General features: G+C 65.6%; 21 protein-coding genes. 6 read left to right on the top strand and 15 right to left on the bottom strand.

Annotated elements, in window-relative coordinates; translation table 11 throughout:
* Positions 1-5: 5 nt before the first annotated feature.
* From RTQ83_RS16535 to paaA, 12 genes are all read right to left on the bottom strand, one after another.
* Positions 6-470 carry a cupin domain-containing protein gene (locus RTQ83_RS16535; protein ID WP_312516802.1) on the bottom strand — a complete coding sequence of 155 codons (465 nt, stop codon included), beginning with the start codon at positions 468-470 and terminating at the stop codon, positions 6-8.
* Positions 471-528: 58 nt separating this feature from the next.
* On the bottom strand, positions 529-2,592 hold the full coding sequence (gene paaZ / locus RTQ83_RS16530; RefSeq protein WP_312516800.1) for a phenylacetic acid degradation bifunctional protein PaaZ: 2,064 nt from the start codon (positions 2,590-2,592) through the stop codon (positions 529-531).
* A 29-nt stretch (positions 2,593-2,621) separates the two neighbouring features.
* On the bottom strand, positions 2,622-3,221 hold the full coding sequence (gene paaY, locus RTQ83_RS16525) for a phenylacetic acid degradation protein PaaY (protein ID WP_312516798.1): 600 nt from the start codon (positions 3,219-3,221) through the stop codon (positions 2,622-2,624).
* Positions 3,222-3,224: 3 nt separating this feature from the next.
* Positions 3,225-4,430, bottom strand: a complete 1,206-nt coding sequence (gene pcaF, locus RTQ83_RS16520; protein WP_312516797.1) for a 3-oxoadipyl-CoA thiolase — start codon at positions 4,428-4,430, stop codon at positions 3,225-3,227.
* Positions 4,431-4,442: 12 nt separating this feature from the next.
* A complete protein-coding gene (paaK, locus tag RTQ83_RS16515) occupies positions 4,443-5,753 on the bottom strand; it encodes a phenylacetate--CoA ligase PaaK (RefSeq protein WP_312516795.1) in 1,311 nt (436 codons plus the stop codon).
* Between the two features lie 25 nt (positions 5,754-5,778).
* Positions 5,779-6,219 carry a hydroxyphenylacetyl-CoA thioesterase PaaI gene (gene paaI / locus RTQ83_RS16510; RefSeq protein WP_312516793.1) on the bottom strand — a complete coding sequence of 147 codons (441 nt, stop codon included), beginning with the start codon at positions 6,217-6,219 and terminating at the stop codon, positions 5,779-5,781.
* Positions 6,220-6,221: 2 nt separating this feature from the next.
* Positions 6,222-7,013 (bottom strand): 2-(1,2-epoxy-1,2-dihydrophenyl)acetyl-CoA isomerase PaaG, encoded by a 792-nt coding sequence (gene paaG / locus RTQ83_RS16505; protein ID WP_312516792.1) that lies wholly within the window; start codon positions 7,011-7,013, stop codon positions 6,222-6,224.
* A gap of 183 nt (positions 7,014-7,196) precedes the next feature.
* Entirely contained in the window at positions 7,197-8,273 is a 1,077-nt protein-coding gene (gene paaE, locus RTQ83_RS16500) for a 1,2-phenylacetyl-CoA epoxidase subunit PaaE (RefSeq protein WP_312516790.1), read from the bottom strand.
* A 19-nt stretch (positions 8,274-8,292) separates the two neighbouring features.
* Positions 8,293-8,802: a 1,2-phenylacetyl-CoA epoxidase subunit PaaD gene (gene paaD / locus RTQ83_RS16495; protein WP_312516788.1), complete on the bottom strand. Its 510-nt coding sequence runs from the start codon at positions 8,800-8,802 to the stop codon at positions 8,293-8,295.
* On the bottom strand, positions 8,802-9,569 hold the full coding sequence (gene paaC, locus RTQ83_RS16490) for a 1,2-phenylacetyl-CoA epoxidase subunit PaaC (RefSeq protein ID WP_312516786.1): 768 nt from the start codon (positions 9,567-9,569) through the stop codon (positions 8,802-8,804). The genes paaD and paaC overlap by 1 nt, the downstream gene beginning before the upstream one ends.
* Before the next feature lie 7 nt (positions 9,570-9,576).
* Positions 9,577-9,861, bottom strand: a complete 285-nt coding sequence (gene paaB / locus RTQ83_RS16485; protein WP_312516784.1) for a 1,2-phenylacetyl-CoA epoxidase subunit PaaB — start codon at positions 9,859-9,861, stop codon at positions 9,577-9,579.
* Positions 9,862-9,944: 83 nt separating this feature from the next.
* Positions 9,945-10,934: a 1,2-phenylacetyl-CoA epoxidase subunit PaaA gene (gene paaA, locus RTQ83_RS16480; RefSeq protein WP_312516782.1), complete on the bottom strand. Its 990-nt coding sequence runs from the start codon at positions 10,932-10,934 to the stop codon at positions 9,945-9,947.
* Between the two features lie 116 nt (positions 10,935-11,050).
* Here paaA and paaX point away from each other — a divergent pair, with 116 nt between their 5' ends.
* Complete coding sequence (paaX, locus tag RTQ83_RS16475) at positions 11,051-11,980, top strand: phenylacetic acid degradation operon negative regulatory protein PaaX (protein WP_312516780.1); 930 nt, start codon at positions 11,051-11,053, stop codon at positions 11,978-11,980.
* Positions 11,981-12,040: 60 nt separating this feature from the next.
* Entirely contained in the window at positions 12,041-13,174 is a 1,134-nt protein-coding gene (locus RTQ83_RS16470) for a M14-type cytosolic carboxypeptidase (protein WP_312516778.1), read from the top strand.
* Positions 13,175-13,372: 198 nt separating this feature from the next.
* Here the strand turns inward: RTQ83_RS16470 and RTQ83_RS16465 are convergent, their stop codons facing one another.
* Entirely contained in the window at positions 13,373-13,612 is a 240-nt protein-coding gene (locus RTQ83_RS16465; RefSeq protein WP_312516777.1) for a hypothetical protein, read from the bottom strand.
* Between the two features lie 20 nt (positions 13,613-13,632).
* The gene (gene pmbA / locus RTQ83_RS16460) at positions 13,633-14,985 is read right to left on the bottom strand and encodes a metalloprotease PmbA (protein ID WP_312516776.1); all 1,353 of its coding nucleotides are present in this window, start codon (positions 14,983-14,985) and stop codon (positions 13,633-13,635) included.
* 92 nt (positions 14,986-15,077) lie between these two features.
* On the opposite strand from pmbA, the gene yjgA reads away from it, so the two are divergent.
* The 3 genes from yjgA to RTQ83_RS16445 are packed head-to-tail and all read left to right on the top strand — an operon-like array spanning position 15,078 to position 16,984.
* Positions 15,078-15,680 (top strand): ribosome biogenesis factor YjgA, encoded by a 603-nt coding sequence (gene yjgA, locus RTQ83_RS16455; protein WP_312516775.1) that lies wholly within the window; start codon positions 15,078-15,080, stop codon positions 15,678-15,680.
* Positions 15,661-16,290 carry a molybdopterin adenylyltransferase gene (gene mog, locus RTQ83_RS16450; protein WP_312516774.1) on the top strand — a complete coding sequence of 210 codons (630 nt, stop codon included), beginning with the start codon at positions 15,661-15,663 and terminating at the stop codon, positions 16,288-16,290. Before yjgA ends, mog begins: the two co-directional genes overlap by 20 nt.
* Before the next feature lie 19 nt (positions 16,291-16,309).
* On the top strand, positions 16,310-16,984 hold the full coding sequence (locus RTQ83_RS16445) for an alpha/beta hydrolase (protein WP_312516773.1): 675 nt from the start codon (positions 16,310-16,312) through the stop codon (positions 16,982-16,984).
* Here the strand turns inward: RTQ83_RS16445 and RTQ83_RS16440 are convergent, their stop codons facing one another.
* Positions 16,985-18,310, bottom strand: a complete 1,326-nt coding sequence (locus tag RTQ83_RS16440; protein WP_312516771.1) for an aspartate aminotransferase family protein — start codon at positions 18,308-18,310, stop codon at positions 16,985-16,987. It lies immediately after the preceding gene.
* Between the two features lie 119 nt (positions 18,311-18,429).
* Between RTQ83_RS16440 and RTQ83_RS16435 the strand changes: the two genes are divergently transcribed.
* Positions 18,430-18,856 (top strand): carboxymuconolactone decarboxylase family protein (locus RTQ83_RS16435; RefSeq protein ID WP_312516769.1); only part of this gene is annotated, 427 nt, incomplete at its 3' end.

Genomic DNA, 18,856 nt, shown 5'->3' with positions numbered 1-18,856 from the left:
CGTTGCTACGACTGTGGCAGATACGGCGTGCCATCCTTGCGGGTGGTGGTATCCGTGGCGCTGTCATAGCGCATGTCGACGTCGGAATACGTGACCACGTCGCTCTTGTCCTTGGTGCCGCACACCAGGAACACCCCATTGCCCCAGCTGCGATTCACCAGATGATGGCCGTTCGGCTTGCCGGCTGGAAAAGCCGCGCAATCGCCGGCGCGCATGATGGTTTCGCCCTCGTCCGTGATCAGGGTCAACTCGCCCGAGATCACCATTACGAACTCATCCTCACGCGAATGCCAGTGCCGGTGCGATGATCCGGCGCCCGGCTGCAGCTCGACCAGGTTGACGCCGAACTGGGTCAGGCCGCCGGCCTCGCCCAGCCGTTGCTGGCTGCGTCCATCGACCAGCTCGTTGAACTGCTGGGGATAATCACTCCCGCCTTGCATCGGGATACTGCTCAAATCCAGTCGCGACATCTGGCTCTCCGTTCGATGGGCGTGGATGGCGGGTGCCACCCACGCTGCGGCTAGCATCTTACTGCGTCTGCTCGCCGCGTTTCTGTACCAGCGTCAGGATATCGTAACTCGCCACCAGCTCGTCGCGCTGGTTGGTCACCTGCACGTCCCAGGCCACCACGCCCTGCCCGCGGCCCTGCTCGTCCGTGCGATTGCGATCGACCTTGCGCTTGCAGGTAAGCCGGGCGCGGATGGTGTCGCCGATCGCCACCGGGGCCACGAAGCGCAGGTTGTCGAGGCCGTAATTGGCCAGCACCGGCCCCGGCGCCGGGGACACGAACAGCCCGGCCGCGGCCGACAGCACGAAGTAGCCGTGCGCGATGCGCTGGCCGAACTGCGTGTCCTTGGCCGCGATCTCGTCGAAGTGCATGTAGAAGTAGTCGCCCGAGACGCCGCCGAAGTTGACGATGTCGGCCTCAACCACCGTGCGCCGGTGCGTGAGCAGCGAGTGGCCGGTTTCCAGGTCTTCGAAGTAGCGGCGGAACGGATGGACTTCGCTTTCCTTGACCGCACCGCCGCGCACGTATTCGCCGGTGACGGCGCCCAGCATGGTCGGCGAGCCCTGCACCGCGGCGCGCTGCAGGAAGTGCTTCACGGCGCGGATACCGCCCAGCTCTTCGCCGCCGCCGGCGCGGCCCGGACCGCCATGTTTCAACTGCGGCAGCGGCGAGCCGTGGCCGGTGGAGTCGACCGCCGCCTCACGGTCGAGGATCAGCACGCGGCCGTGCGAGGCGGCCGCCATCGGCACCGCGTAGGCGGCGATGGCCGGGTCCTTAGTGGCCAGCGTGGTCACCAGGCTGCCCTTGCCGCGTGCGGCCAGGTCGAGCGCTTCGTCGATGTCGCGGTAGGTCATCAGGGTGCTGACCGGGCCGAAGGCTTCGATGTCGTGCACCGCATCGTTGGCTAGAGCGTTACGGCACAGGAGCAGCGTGGGCGAGAAGAAGGCGCCATTCGCGCATCCATCTCCCACCGGAGAAAAGCCGTCGCGCGCGCTGAACAGGACTTCATTGCCGCGCGCGAGCAGTTCGACCCGCTCGCTCACGTCGCGGTGCTGGTCCATCGAGGCCAGCGCGCCCATGCGCACGCCTTCCATCTTCGGATTGCCGACCGTGATCTTCCTGAGGCGCTCGCGCAGGCGTTCGCCGACCGCATCCACGTGTGCCTCGGGCACGATCACGCGCCGGATCGCGGTGCACTTCTGGCCGGCCTTGCCGGTCATCTCGCGAGCGACTTCCTTGACGAACAGGTCGAATTCTTCATCGTCAGGCGTCACGTCCGGCGCCAGGATGGCGCAGTTGAGCGAGTCGGCTTCGGCGGTGAACGGGACCGATTCACGGATCAGGTTCTGGTTGGCGCGCAGCCTGGCGGCGGTGTCGGCCGAACCCGTGAAGGTGACGGCATCGAATCCGCCCAGGCGATCGAGCAGGTCGCCGGTGCTGCCGATCACCAGCTGCAGCGCGCCCTCGGGCAGCAGCTTCGAGTCCATCATCATTTTCACCACTGCGTGGGTCAGATAGCTGGTGGCGGTGGCCGGCTTGGCGATGCAGGGCATGGCTGCGAGAAAAGTGGGCGCGAATTTCTCGAGCAGGCCCCAGATCGGGAAGTTGAAGGCGTTGATGTGCACCGCGACGCCGCCGCGCGGCACCAGGATGTGGGTGCCGGCGAAGCCGCCGCGCTTGCCCAGGGCGATGGCCGGGCCTTCGTGCAGCACGTTCGACGACGGCAGCTCGCGCGAACCCATGCTGGCGTAGGCGAACAGCGTACCGATGCCGCCTTCGACGTCGACCCAGCTGTCCTGGCGCGTGGCGCCGGTGAGGTGCGAGATCTCGTACAACTCTTCCTTGCGCTCCATGAGATACAGGGCCAGGGCTTTCAGGCGCTGGGCGCGTTTCTGGAAGTCGAGCGACATCAGCTGGCGGATGCCGGTCTTGCGCGCGTAGCTCAGGGCTTCGTCGAAGTCGATTTGTTCCGCGTGGGTATGGTAGATCAGCGCGTTGTCGAGGGCGCTGTGCAGCGGCGTATGCGATTGCTGGCCGTGCCAGCGGCCGGCGATCAGGCTTTGTAGTGTCGGGATGTTGCCCATGTCGTGTCTCCTCAGTGTGGCTCTGTGGCCTATGCCTTCGGCTTGTGCATGCCGTCGGCGTCGAATGCGATTCTCTGGCGGTCAGGCTCGACTTCGAGCAACGCGTCCACTTCACGCATGCTCTGATGCGAGCGCACCGCCAGTTCGTGATACTGGCGCGTGCCGAAAGTCTTCCATTGCACGTCGTCGTCGGTCAGTTCACGCACCACTTTGGCCGGCGTGCCCATCACCATCGAGCGCGGTGGAATGACCAAATTGGCCTTCACAAAACTCATCGCGGCCACGATCGACTCGGCGCCGACAACGGCGCGGTCCATCACCACCGCATTCATGCCGACCATCGCATTGCGTCCGACGCGGCAGCCGTGCAGCACGGCACCATGGCCGATATGGCCATCGGCTTCGACCACCGTGTCGTCGCCGGGAAAGCCGTGCATCACGCAGGTATCCTGGATATTCGCGCCTTCTTCCAGGATCAAGCGCCCGAAGTCGCCGCGCAAGGAAGCCAGCGGCCCGACGTAACAGCGCGGACCGACGATCACGTCGCCGATCAGCACCGCGCTCGGATGCACGTAGGCGCTCGGATGCACCACCGGGCGCACGCCGTCGATCTCGTAAACCTTGACCATGCCTTACACCCGCTCGACGATGATGGCGATACCCTGCCCGACGCCGATGCACATGGTGCACAGCGCGTAGCGGCCCCCAATGCGGTGCAGCTGGTTCACCGCCGTCGTCACCAGGCGTGCGCCAGAGGCGCCAAGCGGATGGCCGAGCGCGATCGCTCCGCCGTTCGGGTTCACGTGTTCGGCGTCATCTGGCAGGCCGAGGTCGCGCGTCACCGCCAGACCTTGCGCGGCGAAGGCTTCGTTCAGTTCGATCACGTCCATCTGATCCAGGCGCAGGCCGGTCTGGGCCAGCAACTTCTTGACGGCCGGCGCGGGACCGAAGCCCATGATGCGCGGCGCCAGGCCGACGGTGGCCATGCCGACCACGCGCGCGCGCGGGGTCAAGCCGTGGCGCGCGGCGGCGTCGCCGGACGCCAGCAGCAGTGCGCAGGCGCCGTCGTTCAGGCTCGAGGCATTACCGGCGGTGACCGTGCCATCTGCCGCGACCACGCCTTTCAAGCGCGCTAGCGCATCGAGGCTGGTGTCGGCACGTGGCTGTTCGTCGGTGTCGACCACCCGTGAATCGCCTTTCTTGCCATGCACCGTCACCGGCACGATCTCTTCTTTGAAGAAACCGTCGGCATGCGCGCGCGCCCAGCGCTGCTGGCTGCGCAATGCGAAGGCATCCTGGTCGCCGCGTGCAATGCCGAATTCGCGCGCCACGTTCTCGGCGGTTTCAGGCATCGAGTCGATGCCGTATGCCGCTTTCATCAGCGGGTTGACGAAGCGCCATCCAAGGGTGGTGTCCTCGATCTTCGCTGCGCGCGAGAACGCGCTGTCGGCCTTGCCCATCACGAACGGCGCGCGCGTCATGCTTTCCACGCCGCCGGCGATCACCAGCTGCGCTTCGCCGGTCTTGATCGCGCGCGCGGCGCTGCCCACGGCGTCCATGCCGGAGCCGCACAGGCGGTTGATGGTGTTGCCCGGCACCGCAGGCGGCAGGCCGGCCAGCAGCGCGGCCATGCGGCCGACGTTGCGGTTGTCTTCGCCGGCCTGGTTGGCGCAGCCGTAGAACAGGTCGTCGACGGTGGCCCAGTCCACGTCCTTGTTGCGCGCCATCAGGGCGGCGATCGGCAGCGCGCCCAGGTCGTCGGCGCGGATGCTGGACAAGGCGCCGCCGTAGCGGCCGAACGGGGTGCGGATCGCGTCGCAGATAAAAGCGTCGTTCATGAAAGTCTCCGGTTATTTTGGACGGCGGTCGACCACGCGCCGGGCCTTGCCGGTCATCGTGCGTTCGATGCCTTGCGGGGCCATCAGGGTCACGCGGGTGGTGACGCCGACATAGGTCTTGATGCAGTGCTGCAGCTCGCGGCTCAGCGCATCGACGGTGTCCGGGGCCAGCGTGGCGTCACGCAGCTCGCACAGCACCTCCAGCGTATCGAGATGGCCGTCGCGCGCCACCACCAGCTGGTATTGCGGCGCCAGCGCCGGCATCTTCAGGACCAGTTCTTCGATCTGGCTCGGGAATACGTTCACGCCGCGGATGATGAGCATGTCGTCCGAGCGGCCGGTGATGCGGCCCATGCGGCGCATCGAGCGCGACGTGGGCGGCAGCAGGCGCGTGAGGTCGCGCGTGCGGTAGCGGATGATCGGCAGCGCTTCCTTGGTGAGTGAGGTGAATACCAGCTCGCCCTCTTCGCCGTCGGGCAGCACTGCGCCGGTGTCGGGGTCGATGATCTCGGGGTAGAAATGGTCTTCCCAGACCACCGGGCCGTCCTTGCTCTCGATGCATTCGCTGGCCACGCCCGGGCCCATCACTTCAGACAGGCCGTAGATGTCGACCGCGTCGATGCCGGCGCGCGCCTCGATCTCGCGCCGCATGGCGTCGGTCCACGGCTCGGCGCCGAAGATGCCGACCTTGAGCGAGGACTGCGCCGGGTCGATCCCCTGGCGCGCGAATTCCTCGACGATGTTCAGCATGTACGACGGCGTGACCATGATGATCGACGGCTTGAAGTCGCAGATCAGCTGCACCTGCTTTTCGGTCTGGCCACCCGACATCGGGATCACGGTGCAGCCCAGGCGCTCGGCGCCGTAGTGCGCGCCCAGGCCGCCGGTGAACAGGCCGTAGCCGTAGGAGATGTGTACCAGGTCGCCCTTGCGCCCGCCGGCGGCGCGGATCGAACGCGCCACCACATTGGCCCAGGTGTCGATATCGTTCTGGGTGTAGCCGACCACGGTCGGCTTGCCGGTGGTGCCGGACGAGGCATGCACGCGCACTACCTGTTCGCGCGGCACGGCGAACAGGCCGAACGGGTAGTTGTCGCGCAGGGTTTTCTTTTCAGTGAACGGGAACTTGGCCAGGTCGGCCAGGGTTTTCAAGTCGCTCGGGTGCACGCCGGCTTCGTCGAAGGCGGCGCGGTAGTGCGGCACGTTCTCGTACGCGTGCTGCAGCGTCCATTGCAGGCGTTCCAGCTGCAGCGCCTGCAGTTCGTCGCGGCTGGCGCGTTCGATTGGTTCCAGGTCGCCTGGGGCGGGATTACGTTGGACCATCACGGCTTCCTTTCGATCTCGTTGTTCAGGCAATCACTTCGGCCACCAGGCCGCCGACGCGGTGCGATTTGCCGCGAAAGAGTGCGATGTTGCGCCCTTCCTGGTCGCTCACCGTCACGTCGTAGACGCCGGTCTTGCCCTGCAATGCCTGCTCGACCGCCTCGGCCACCAGCACGTCGCCGGCCCGGCCAGGTGCCAGATAGTCGATCGTGCAGCCGGCGCCCACGGTGTTGAGGTTGTGCGAATTGCAGGCGAAGGCGAACGCGCTGTCGGCCAGCATGAAGATGTAGCCGCCGTGGGCCGTGCCGTGGCCGTTGAGCATGTCGGGGCGGATCGCCATCGACATGCGCGCGTAGCCGGGCTTGATCTCTTCCAGCGTCATGCCCAGCGCCTGGCTGGCCGGGTCGCGTTCGAACATGGTGCGGCCGGCCAGCTCGGCCAGTTGTTGGGGGTGCAGCGCGTCCATGCTCACTCTCCCTTGAATTGCGCCGGGCGCTTGGCCATGAAGGCGGCGACGCCTTCGCGGTAGTCGTGGCTATAACCGAGTTCGCGCATCATGCCGGCTTCGAGCTGCAGCTGGTCTTCCAGCGTGTTGGTGTAGCTGGCCTGGATCGCTTTCTTGGTGAACGCCAGGCCCTTGGTTGGTGCTGCGGCGAAGTGTTCGGCCATGGCCAGGGCTTCGCCCATCAGCGCTTCGTCGGGAACGCAGCGCCAGATCAGGCCCCATTCCTCGGCCTTTTCGGCGCTGAGTTTTTCGCCCAGCAGTGCCAGGCCCATGGCGCGCGCGTGGCCGATCAGGCGCGGCAAGTGCCAGGTGCCGCCGGTGTCCGGAATCAGGCCCAGTTTGCAGAAGGCTTCGATGAAGCTGGCCGATTTCGCGGCCAGTACGATGTCGCAGGCCAGCGCCAGGTTGGCGCCGGCGCCGGCCGCGACGCCGTTGACGGCGCAGATCACCGGCATGGGCAGGTTCTTCAACGTCAGCACCAGCGGGGCGTAGAATTTTTCGACCGACTCGCCGAGGTCGACGCCGGGGGCGCCGGGTTCGACGGCGCGGTCGTTCAGGTCCTGGCCGGCGCAAAATGCCCGGCCGGCGCCGGTGAGGACCAGGACGCGGGCGGATTTGTCTTCCTGCAGCCTGGTCAAGGCGTCACGCACTTCGTGGTGCATGGACTGGGTGAAGCTGTTGAGGCGATCGGGACGGTTCAGGGTGAGGACGGCGACGCCGTTGTCGATCTTGAACTGGATGGTTGCGTAGGTCATTGTTGTCTCCGTTGTTATTCGCTGCGCTCTGGGGTGCAAATGGACCGCTACAAGCTTGGGTTCCCGCCTTCGCGGGAATGACGTGCTCAGGTAGCAGGCTGAGAATTTTGCTAGCACTGCTCCATCAGCACGTCATCCCCGCGAAGGCGGGGACCCAAGTTTGCGTGCAGACCGATAGCTCCGCTACTCAGCAATATCGAAATCCACCACCACCTTGTCCGTCACCGGAAAACTCTGGCAACTCAGCACAAACCCGCGCGCCACCTCGTAATCCTCGAGCGCGTAATTCACGTCCATCTCGACCTCGCCCTCGAGCACCTTGCAGCGGCAGGTCGAGCACACGCCGCCCTTGCATGAATAGCGCATCTCGATCCCGGCGCGCAGGCCGGCGTCGACGATCGATTCCTTGTCCTTGTCCATCATGAAGCTGGCGGCGCTGCCGTCCATGATCACGGTGACTTCGGTCTGGTGGCGGGAGTCAAGCGCTGCGGCGCGCGGCTGGCGTTCGCGCGCCGGCGCGCTGGCGGCGAACAGCTCGATGCGGATCTGTTCCTTCGGCAGCCCGGCATTCTGCAGCGCGCGCGAGACGCCGTGCATCATGTCCTCGGGACCGCAGATGAAGGCGACGTCGATGTCGCCGATGTCGATCCACCCCTTCAGGAACTGGTTGCACTTCGCTTCGTCGATGCGGCCGTTGAACAGCTCGATGTCCTGCGGCTCGCGGCTCATCACGTACACCAGGCGCAGGCGGTCCAGGTACTGGTCCTTCAGGTCGGTGAGCTCGTCGCGGAAGATCACGGTCGATGAAGCGCGGTTGCCATAGACGATGGTGAAGCGGCTTTCCGGCTCGGCCAGCAGCGTGGTCTTGGCGATCGACAGGATCGGCGTGATGCCGCTGCCGGCGGCGAAGGCCAGGTAGTGGCGCCGGCTGGACGCGTCCAGCGGCACGTTGAAGTTGCCGCTGGGGGGCATGACGTCGAGCTGCATGCCGGGCTGCAGTCGCTCGGTGGCCCAGTTCGAGAACAGGCCGCCGTTGCAGCGCTTGATCGCCACGCGCAGGCGCTCGTCCTGCACGGCGGAGCAGATCGAATACGAACGGCGCACGTCCTCGCCGTCGATGGTGGTGCGCAGGGTCAGGTACTGGCCCTGGCGGTAGGCGAAGGTGTCCTTCAGCTCGGGCGGCACGTCGAAGGTGACGGCGATGGCGTCGCGTGTCTCGTGCTTCACCTTCGCCACGGTCAATGGATAGAATTTGCTCATGCTGGCCTCATTGGGCAACTTAGTGGCACTTGAAGTAATCGAACGGCTCGCGGCAGTCGAGGCACTTGTACAGCGACTTGCACGGGGTCGAGCCGAACTCGCTGGTCAGCTGGGTGTGCGGCGAGCCGCAGTGCGGGCAGCTGACGGCGGGCGCGGCGCGGCGGCGGATGCCGGCGTGCAGGCCGCTGATGTCGATCGCCTGCTGTACCGGTGGGGCGATGCCGTAGCCTTTCAGGGCGGCCTTGCCGGACTCGCTCATCCAGTCGGTAGTCCAGGCGGGTGACAGGCGGGTTTCGATGCGGGCTTCCACGCCGTGTTCGTGCAGTGCGTCTTTCACCGCGTCGGAGATTACCTGCATCGCGGGACAGCCCGAATAGGTCGGCGTGATCGTGACCACGCATGCGTCGTCCTGCATGCGCACGTCGCGCACGATGCCCAGGTCGACCACCGAGATCACCGGGATCTCGGGATCGGGGACCGCACCGAGCCAGGACCAGACCTGTTCGACGGTGGCAGCTTGCGCGGTCATCACCACGTCGCTCCCGGATAGGCGCGCTGCAGGAACTGCATCTCGGCCAGGATGTAGCCGAGGCGTTCGCTGTGGCGGCCCTGCTTGCCGCCGCGCTGCATCCAGGCTTCTAGCGACGGCATCCTCAAGGTGGCTTCCTGCAGCACTTCGGCGACGTGGTCGAGGAACTGCTTGCGTAACGGTTCAACCGCAGGGGACACGCCCTGCTCTACCATCGCGTTGTCGATCTCGTCGTAGATGAATGCTTCGCCGCTGTACATCCACAGCTCGTCGAGCGCGGTCTGCATTTTGGTGTGGCTGATGTCGGTGCCGTCGCCCAGGCGCACTACCAGGTCGCCGCTGCGGCGCAGGTGGTAGGTCACTTCCTTGAGCGACTTGGCGGCGATGTCGCGGATGCGTTCATCGCTCGATCTGGTGAGGCCGTCCATCAGGAAGTAGTGCCAGGTATCGAACAGGAACTGACGCATCAGGGTGTCGGCGTAGCTGCCGTTGGGCTGCTCGACCAGGATGCAGTTGCGGTAATCGTGCGCGTCGCGCAGGAAGGCGAGGCGGTCTTCGTCGCGGCCCTTGCCTTCCAGCTCGCCGGCGTAGGACAGCCACATGCGGGTCTGGCCGAGCAGGTCGAGGGCGACGTTGGACAGGGCCATGTCTTCTTCCAGGGCCGGGCCCTTGCCGACCAGTTGGCACAGCTGCTGCGACAGGATCAGGGCATTGTCGCCCTGGCGCAGGAGGTAGTCGAATTTGGCGTCTGCGAACTTTGCGTCCATGCTCGCCTCACAGGTTCTTCACTTCTTCCGGCATCGGGAAGAAGGTAGGGTGGCGGTAGACCTTGCTATTGGCGGGTTCGAACAGGGCTTCCTTATCAAGCGGGCTGCTGGCGACGATGTCGGCGGCGCGCACGACCCAGATCGAGACGCCTTCGTTGCGGCGGGTGTAGACGTCGCGGGCGTTGTTGATCGCCATTTCGGCGTCGGGGGCGTGCAGGCTGCCGACGTGTTTATGGGCCAGGCCGTGCTGGCCGCGGATGAAGACTTCCCAGAGGGGCCATTCTTTGCTCATTGTTGTCTCCGATGTCGCCGGTTGGTCCGGCGTACGTTGGACGCGTCGGCGGCGAAGCCGCCAACCCTACGTTTATTGTCCGGTCAAGCGGCGGTTCGCTTGGCTGCCTGTTTGTCGGCGTGGGCTACCAGAGCGTCGCGGAACCATTCGCCGTCGTCCCAAGCCTTGACGCGGGTGCGCAGGCGTTCGCGGTTGCAGGGGCCGTTGCCCTTCAGGACGTTGTGGAACTCGGACCAGTCGATTTCGCCGAAATCGTACGAGCCGCGTTCTTCGTTCCATTTCAGGTCGGGGTCGGGCACCGTCAGGCCGAGGTATTCGGCTTGCGGGACGGTCTGGTCGACCATGCGCTGGCGCAGTTCGTCGTTCGAGAACAGCTTGATGCGCCAGGCGGTCGACTGGGCGCTGTTGACCGATTCGGCGTCGGACGGGCCGAACATCATCAACGACGGCCACCACCAGCGATTGAGAGCGTCCTGCGCCATCGCCTTCTGCTCGGGCGTGCCTTTGGCAAGGCTCATCATGATGTCGTAGCCCTGGCGCGCGTGGAAGGATTCTTCCTTGCAGACGCGGACCATGGCGCGCGCATACGGGCCGTACGAGCAGCGGCACAGCGGGATCTGGTTGATGATCGCCGAGCCGTCGACCAGCCAGCCGATGGCGCCCATGTCGGCCCAGCTCAGGGTCGGGTAGTTGAAGATGCTCGAGTATTTCGCTTTGCCGGCGTGCAGCGCCTGCAGCAGCTCGTCGCGCGACACGCCCAGCGTCTCGGCGGCGCTGTACAGGTACAGGCCGTGGCCGGCCTCGTCCTGGATCTTGGCCAGCAGGACCGACTTGCGCTGCAGCGTCGGCGCGCGCGTCACCCAGTTACCCTCGGGGAGCTGGCCGACGATCTCGGAATGCGCGTGCTGCGAGATCTGCCGGATCAGCGTCTTGCGGTACGCCTCCGGCATCCAGTCCTTCGGTTCGATCTTGATCCCGGCGTCGATACGCGCCTGGAATGCCTGTTCTTCGGCGCTCATGTCCTGTTCTGTGCGGACTTTCTTGAGGCCGGTCTCCACCATCTGTGCGTACATGAGTGTCTCCTCCATCTCCTGCATTGCAAACCTGTGCGAATCATAATACGATACAAAAAATCGGATGTACACAAGAATTTTGAATCATATCGAGACTTAACAAGCTGACCAAACTCATGAAACGACTCTCCAGCAGCGAGTGGATCGCCCACGTGCTCGCCACCGATCCGCCGCGTCACAAATCGCTGGTGATGACCGTCTGCGGCGACGCCATCGCGCCGCATGGCGGCGCGTTCTGGCTGGGCAGCATGATCGAGCTGCTGGCGCCGCTGGGCGTGGGCGACCGGCTGGTGCGCACCAACGTGTTTCGCCTGGTGCAGGAAGGCTGGCTGAACGCCAGCCGCGAGGGCCGGCGCAGCCGCTACGCGCTGGAAGCGAAGGCGCTGCCGCGCTTCGAGCGCGCCAACCGCCGCATCTATTCGGCGCCGGGCCTGGACTGGGATGGCAAATGGACCTTCCTGCTGGCGCCGAGCGGCAGCATCGACAGCGAGCTGCGTACGCAGCTGCGCAAGGAACTCGAGTGGGAGGGTTATGCGATGCTGGCTACCGGCGTGATGGCCCATCCGGCGCCGGACCGCGACACCCTGCGCGAAATCCTGGTGCGCTGCGACGCCGACGGCAAGGTGTTCGCCTGCGAAGTAGCCGAGCTGCCGGGACTGGGATCGCGCCCGCTGCCGCAGCTGGTGCGCGATTGCTGGAACCTGGATGCGGTGATCGAGGGCTACCGCGGCTTCATCGAGACCTTCGCCCCGCTACTGAACATGCTGGACCAGGACGCCATCCCGCCCGAGGATGCGTTCGCGATCCGCACCCTCTTGATCCATGCCTACCGCCGGGTGCAGCTGCACGATCCGATGCTGCCATTGGCGCTGCTGCCGCAGCCGTGGCCAGGTGCGAGCGCCTACGAACTGGCGCGCGACATCTACCGCCTGTGCCACGTGCGCGCCGAACAACACCTGCTGGCCATGCTGCGCCGCGAGGACGAAGCGACGCCCGACGCCGACGACGCCTTCCACGGACGTTTCGGCGGATTGCAGGTCGAATAAGAGGACGCGAAAGCGGTTATCATCTCTTCTTCGATGCACTTCCCAACACAGGACAACACCATGTCTATCAAGATCAGCAGCCAATTCGACGCTGGCGCCATCGAGGTCGTGAACGCCACCAGCGCCAACGCCATCGACCTGAACATCCGCAAGGATTCGCACGCCGACATCATCCAGTGGTTCTACTTCCGCCTGCAGGGCGCACAAGGCCAGGCCTGCACCATCCGCCTGCTCAACGCCGGCAAGGCCGCCTATCCGGCCGGCTGGGAAGGCTACCAGGCGATGGCGAGCTACGACCGCGTCAACTGGTTCCGCGTGCCCACCAGCTTCGACGGTGAGACCCTCACCATCGAGCACACCCCGGGCATGGACAGCGTCTACTACGCCTACTTCGAGCCGTACTCGTTCGAACGCCACCTCGAGCTGCTCGACCGCGCCCAGATGGCCGAGAACGTGCGCATGCTCGACCTGGGTTCGACCGTCGACGGCCGCGACCTGAACATGCTGGTGATCGGCGAGCCGGCCGAGGGCAAGAAGAAGGTGTGGGTGATCGCACGCCAGCACCCGGGCGAGACCATGGCCGAATGGTTCGTCGAAGGCATGCTGGACGCGCTGCTGGACCCGGCGCATCCGTTCGGACGCCAGCTGCTGAAAGAGTCGGTGTTCTACGTGGTGCCGAACATGAACCCGGACGGCTCGGTACGCGGCAACCTGCGCACCAACGCAGCCGGCGCCAACCTCAATCGCGAATGGCTGAACCCGACCATGGAGCGCAGCCCGGAGGTGTTCCTGGTCAAGCAGAAGATGCATGAAGTCGGCGTCGACATGTGCCTGGACGTGCACGGTGACGAAGGCTTGCCGTACGTGTTCGTGGCAGGCAGCGAGTCGCTGCCGAACTTCAGCGCTGAGCAGGCCGAGGCGCAGCAGCGCTTCATCGCCGACTTCAAGATCGCCAGCCCGGACTTCCAGGACGAATACGGCTATGGCGAGTCGCCGTATTCGGAAGAGACGCTGACCATGGGGTCGCCGCATATCACCCACGCGTTCGGCTGCCTGTCGCTGACGCTGGAACTGCCGTTCAAGGACAACGCCAACGATCCGGACGAGCAGGTCGGCTGGGACGGCGCACGCAGCGCGCGCCTGGGTGCGGCGGTGCTGCAGCCGGTGTTGAGCGCGATCCGCGCCATCAAGTAAGCGCAATCCGCCAATAAAAAAAACGCTCCGCAAAACGGAGCGTAGGGTTCGCGGCTTCGCCGGGAGCGTAGGGTTGGCGGCTTCGCCGCCGACGCGTCGATTGTTATCGGCTCCATATCGTGCCGGATGATCTTGCTGCCAACGCTCACCGGAGCGCCGGCCGCCGCGTCGGCGGCGTAGCCGCCAACCCTACATGAATCAGAGCTGCACGCCCAGATGCGACTCGACCCACGCATTCGCATCCGCGCTGCTATCGAAATGCAGCGTCGCGATCGCGGTCTTGTCCGCCGCCAGGAAAGTGGCATACACCTTGCGGCTATCCGCCCCCGAACTCAGCAGGTCTGACTGCTGGGCCAGCTCGACGGTAGCCACCAGGTCGAGATTGAGCAGCACGGTCTTCTGGCTGCTTTCCTTGTCGATACGTACGAATCGGCTCATGGCGATCTCCTCAGTTTCCCTTAGTTACCAGCCACGACCATCTTCTCGATCAGGATCGAGCCGACAGTCTTGTTGCCGCGGACCAGGGTGTCGTTGCCGACAGCAACGATTTGCTGGAACATCTCGCGCATATTGCCCGCGATGGTGATTTCTTCGACCGGATACTGGATCACGCCATTCTCGACCCAGTAACCCGATGCGCCGCGCGAATAGTCGCCGGTGACGTAGTTCACGCCCTGCCCCATCAGCTCGGTCACCAAGAGGCCGGTGCCCATCTTGCGCAGCATGCCTTCGAAATCGTCCGAACGTTTGGTGTCATCCGACAGGATCTGCAGATTGTGCGAGCCGCCGGCATTACCCGTGGTCTGCATGCCGAGTTTACGCGCAGAGTACGAGGACAGGAAGTAACCCTGCAGCACGCCATCCGCGATCACCTTGCGGCGCACGGTCTTGACGCCTTCTTCATCGAACGGCGCCGAGCCGACCGCGCCGATCGCGTGCGGGTCTTCGATGATCTGGATGTGCGACGGGAACACCTGCTTGCCGAGCGTGTCGAGCAGGAAGGTGGATTTACGGTACAGCGCGCCGCCCGACACCGCCTGCACGAAGGCGCCCAAGAGGCCGGCGGCCAGCGGTGCCTCGAACAGCACCGGGCAGGTGCGGGTATCGAGCTTGCGTGCGTTCAGGCGCGCCAGGGCGCGTTCGGCAGCGTAGCGGCCGACCGCTTCCGGCTTGGCCAGCTGTTTCGGGTCGCGCGACGAGGTGTACCAGTCGTCGCGCTGCATCTGATTGCCCTTGCCGGCGATCGGGGCCACCGACATGGTGTGGCGCGAGAACGGATAGCCGCCGATGAAGCCGCGCGTGTTGGCGCCGACGAAATGCGATTGCTGGACGTAGACGCTGGCACCCTCGCTGTTGATGATGCGCTTGTCGACCTCGAACGCGGCGCTTTCGCAGCGGCGCGCCAGTTCGACCGCTTCTTGGGTAGAGATCTGCCATGGATAGAACAGGCGCAGGTCGCGTGGATTGGTTTCCAGCAGATCGGCGTCCGGCAGGCCGGCGCAGTTGTCTTCGGCGGTGAAGCGGGCAATGTTCCAGGCCGCTTCGACGGTGGCCTTGAGCGAGGCGGTGGAGAAATCCGAGGTGCTGGCGTTGCCGCGGCGCTGGCCCGAATACACGGTCACGCCCAGGCCCTTGTCCTTGTTCTGCTCGATGGTCTCGATGTTGCCTTTACGCACAGAAACCGACAGTCCGCTGCCCTCGCTGATCTCGACCGAAGCGTCTGTGGCGCCCTGCTCGCGGGCAAATGCCAGCACGTCGCGCGCCAGCTGTTTCAGCTGATCCTGGGTGTGGGTGAAAGCGGAGTCGTTCATGTCGTATTTTCGTAGCGAGCCCTAAAACAGTTATCATAGCAGCCGTTTACAGTTTTCACTGATCGGCCCAGCGCCAATCAAATCTCCATATCATGCCTAATCCAAATCGCGGCTCCGTCGGCTTCCAGTCGAACGAGTTCGAACCCGAGTACGACCGTCCTTCCAAGTCCGAGCTCAAGCGCCAGTCGAACGACCTGCAAAAACTCGGCGAGCAGCTGGTCGACGCGCCGCGCGACCGCGTCAAGCGCGTGCCGATGCCGGAGGACGTGCGCGATGCCATCCTCCAGTGCCAGACCATCAGCAACCACGAAGGCCGGCGCCGCGCGCTGCAGTTCGTGGGCAAGAAGATGCGCACCCTGGATGAGGAAGAAGTCGCCGTCATCCAGCGCACCATCGACAGCTGGAAAGGCGCCTCGAAGGCGGAAACCGCCGCCCTGCACGCGCTCGAACGCCGCCGCGAAAAACTCCTCGCCGACGACAAGGCCCTGACCCAGCTGCTGGAAGAACACCCGCACCTGGACGTGCAGCAGCTGCGTACCCTGATCCGCAACGCGCGCAAGGAAGTGGCCGAGTCGAAGCCGCCGAAGGCCTACCGCGAGATCTTCCAGATCCTGAAGGACCTGGGCAAGAAGGACAAGAAGGCGGCCGGCGACGACGAAGCTGAAGAGGCGGTCGATGGCGACGACGACGAATAACGCTGCGCTGGCCAATGAGCTGGTGATCGGACTGGTGTCGGTCTCGGACCGTGCCAGCGGCGGCGTCTATGAAGACAAGGGCATTCCGGCGTTGCAGGAATGGCTGGCCGGCGCCATCACCACCCCGTTCCGGGTCGAGACGCGCCTGATTCCCGACGAGCGCGCGGCGATCGAAGCCACGCTGATCGAACTGGTCGACACGGCGCGCTGCCACCTGGTGCTCACCACCGGCGGCACCGGCCCGGCGCGGCGCGATGTCACGCCCGAGGCCACGCTGGCCGTCGCCACCAAGGAGATGCCGGGCTTCGGCGAGCAGATGCGCCAGATCAGCCTGCGCTTCGTGCCGACCGCGATCCTGTCGCGCCAGACTGCCGTGATCCGTGAAACCGCCGATCACGCAGCCCTGATCATGAACCTGCCGGGCCAACCGAAGTCGATCAAGGAAACGCTGGAAGGCTTGAAGGATGACGCCGGCAACCCGGTCGTCGGCGGCATCTTCGCGGCCGTCCCTTACTGCATCGACCTCATCAAGGGCCCGTATATCGAAACCGATCCGGCGGTGAGCAAGACCTTCCGCCCCAAATCGGCGCTGCGTCCACCTGCCAACTGATTGATTGACGAAAGATCCCATGAGCGACACCGAGCTGCTTGAAAACATCGAGATCGAAACCGCCCCGCATCCGGAAATCGCCATCATCTGGCTGCACGGCCTGGGCGCCGACGGCAACGACTTCGTGCCGATCGTGCGCGAGCTGGACCTGGCCGGCCTGCCGGGCATCCGCTTCGTGTTCCCGCATGCGAAGACCATGCCGGTGACGATCAACGGCGGCTACGTGATGCGCTCGTGGTACGACATCCTCGGCACCGAACTGACCCGGCGCGAAGACGAAGGCGGCCTGCGCTCGTCGCAGCTGGCGGTGGAAGCGCTGATCGCCCGCGAGAAGTCGCGCGGGATTCCGGCCTCGCGCATCATCCTGGCCGGGTTCTCGCAGGGCTGCGCGATGACGCTGCAGACCGGCTTGCGTCATCCGGAGAAGCTGGCCGGCATGATGTGCCTGTCGGGCTACCTGCCGCTGGCGGGGCACGTGGCGGCCGAGCGCAGCGAAGCAAGCCTGCAGGTGCCGGTGTTCATGGCGCACGGCACCCAGGATCCGGTGGTGCCGTTCGCGCGCGCCGAGGATTCGCGCAAGGTGCTCGAGGCGCTCGGGTGTCAGGTGGAGTGGCACGCGTACCAGATGCAGCACACGCTGTGCCTGGAAGAGGTGCAGGACATCGCGAAGTGGATTCGCAAGGTCGTCGCCTGATCAGCTTGCCAAAGCCGCATCCACCGCATCGCTCAACCTCGACACGATCTCCGACAGATCCGCCGCCGTCGCAATGAACGGCGGCGCCAGCAGCACATGATCCCCGCGCTGGCCGTCGATCGTCCCACCCATCGGATACACCAGCAAGCCGTGCGCCATCGCCTGCGCCTTGATTGCCGCATGCAGCTTGCGTTCCGGCGCGAACGGCTCCTTGGTCGCGCGGTCGCGCACGAACTCCAGCGCCAGCAGCATGCCGCGTCCGCGGATATCCCCCACGTGTTCGTGCACCCCGAACACATCGCCCAGCATACGCCGCAGCGTCGCACCGCGGCTGCGCACCCGCGCCAGTAGATCGTCACGCTCGATCACCTGCTGCACCGCCAGCGCCGCCGCCGCCGCCACCGGATGGCCGATATACGTGTGCCCATGCTGGAACATGCCGCTGCCCGAACGCAGAACGTCGACGATCGCGTGATGCGCCAGCACCGCGCCGATCGGCTGGTAGCCGGCCGCCAGGCCCTTGGCCACGGCGATGATGTCGGGCGCCACGCCGTCCTGCTCGATCGCGTACATGGTGCCGCTGCGGCCCATGCCGCACATGACTTCGTCCGCGATCAGGAGGATGCGATGACGGTCGCAGATCTCGCGCACGCCCTTGAAGTAGCCGGGCGTGGGCGGGATCGCGCCGCCGGTGGCGCCCACCACCGGTTCGGCCACGAAGGCGATGATGTTCTCGGCGCCGGCCTGCAGGATCGCGGTTTCCAGTTCGTCGAGCAGCGCGGCGGTGTAGTCCTCGACGTTCTGCTGCGGCGCGCGGCCGCGGTATTCGTAGCAGGCCGAGACCCGCAGCGCATCGACCAGCAGCGGGGCGAAGTCGCGCTTTCTCCATTCATTGCCGCCCACACCCAGCACGCCGAGCGTGTTGCCGTGATAGCTCTGGCGCCGCGCCAGGAAGCGCGTGCGGGTCGGCTCGCCGCGCTCTACCCAGTACTGGCGCGCCAGCTTCAGCGCCGTCTCCATCGCCTCCGAACCGCCTGAGACGAAGTACACGCCCCTCAAGCCGTCGGGCGCACCGCGCGCCAGGCGCTCGGCCAGCTGCTCGGCCGCTTCGGTGGTGAAAAAGCCGGTGTGGGCATAGGCGCAGCGGTCGATCTGGCGGTGCATGGCGGCCAGCACTTCCGGGTGGCCGTGGCCGAGCGACGACACCGCCGCGCCGCTGCTGGCATCGATATAGGTCTTGCCGCTGCTGTCGCGCAGCAGGATGCCTTCGCCGCCGACGGCCACGGGCGGGGTGTGGCGCAGGCTGCGGTGGATGATGTGGGTCATGGCTCGCTCTCCCTCGGGTTCGACAATGACGCTTGACGATAAGCGCGCCGGAGCGCTGTTCTTTTGATTTTTGCCGCACGCCGTGCGAATATTTCCGCGAATCCACTTTTGGACCACACATGAGCGAACGCCTCGGCCCCATCCCCGATCACGCGCTAAGCGAGGCCCAGCGCGCCGTTGCGCGCGAAGTCGCCGACGGTCCGCGCGGCGCCGTGTACGGGCCGTTCGTGCCGCTGTTGCGCAGTCCCGAACTGATGCGCCATGCGCAGCGTATGGGCGAATACCTGCGCTACCGCAGCGCGATCGGGGTGCGGTTGTCGGAGCTGGCGATCCTGGTCACGGCGCGCCACTGGGACCAGGGGGTGGAGTGGGCGATCCATGCGCCGATCGCGGTGCAGGTGGGGATTCCGGCGTCGGTGATCGCGGCGATCGCGGCGCGCGAGCGGCCCGGGGATCTGCTGGTGGACGAGACCGTGGTGCACGACTTCTGCGTCGAGCTGCACGAGCGGAAAGCGGTGTCGGACCTTGTGTATGCGGATGCGCTGG

The sequence above is a fragment of the Massilia sp. genome, assembly GCF_031995545.1.
Taxonomy (GTDB): Bacteria; Pseudomonadota; Gammaproteobacteria; order Burkholderiales; family Burkholderiaceae_D; genus Telluria.
Note: the sequence above shows the minus strand (reverse complement) of the source record. Positions and strands in the feature narration are given on the sequence as shown.